The 990-nt window shown below is 40.8% G+C and carries 1 pseudogene; it reads left to right on the top strand.

Going from position 1 to position 990, the window contains the following annotated elements:
- Positions 1-231: 231 nt before the first annotated feature.
- Positions 232-990 (top strand): annotated as a pseudogene (locus DZ54_RS23090) (ISAs1 family transposase); the annotation flags it as partial.

Below are 990 nucleotides of genomic sequence, written 5' to 3'. Positions count from 1 at the left end.
TGTGTTGCTCTCAAGCAATGCTCGGCAAGCTAACATCAAGCTATTAAGTCGCTTTAAATGCAGTTCAGGACAGATTGGTAGAGAGAGTCATGTAAGATATTGAGTTCGCACATCTTGTTGTCTGATTATTGATTTTTGGTGAAACCATTTGATCATATGACAAGGTGTGCATCTACCTTAATTGATGATTTTTATCTAAATCATCAGGGGATTCCTCAGGGTAAAACATCCCCGTCGGCAGATACGATTGCAAGAGTAATGGGAACCATCAGTACAAAAGCATTACAAAAAGCCTTTATAGAATGGATGAAATCGTGTCATGAATTAACGGATGGCGAAGTGGTTGCCATTGATGGAAAAACACTAAGGGGCTCATATAATCGAGCAACAGACCAAGCCGCGATTCATATGGTTAATGCGTTTGCGACCGCAAATGGTGTGTGCCTCGGACAGTCAAAAGTAAACAGTAAAACCAATGAGATTACTGAAATACCTAAGCTGCTGGAATTGCTAGATATTTCAGGCTGTTTGATTACTATTGATGCCATGGGTTGTCAGCGAAAAATCGCACAGAAAATCATCGATAAAAACGCCGATTATTTGCTTGCCGTTAAAGCGAATCAAGGAAAGTTGGATGAAGCGTTTGATAATTACTATCGCCCGTCAATGCTCCAACACTTTGATGGTGATAGTTATTCATCACAAGAGAAATCCCATGGGCGTTTGGAAACAAGATGTGCACTGATTAATACCGATTTAAGTGTACTAGGTGATTTGGCTTATGATTGGCCTGAATTAAAAACAATGGGCATCATGGTGAGTGTTCGTCAAGAAGGCAAACATGCCGAAGAGACAGATATTTCAGTACGCTATTATATAAGTTCCAAAGCACTTACTGCGAAAGAGCTTCACGATGCCACGCGCTCGCATTGGTTAATTGAATCGATGCATTGGCAACTCGATGTTGGATTAAAAGAAGATGCCTGCCGA

The organism is Salinivibrio socompensis S35 (assembly GCF_000513715.1).
In the GTDB taxonomy this organism is placed as follows: domain Bacteria; phylum Pseudomonadota; class Gammaproteobacteria; order Enterobacterales; family Vibrionaceae; genus Salinivibrio; species Salinivibrio socompensis.
Note: the sequence above shows the minus strand (reverse complement) of the source record. Positions and strands in the feature narration are given on the sequence as shown.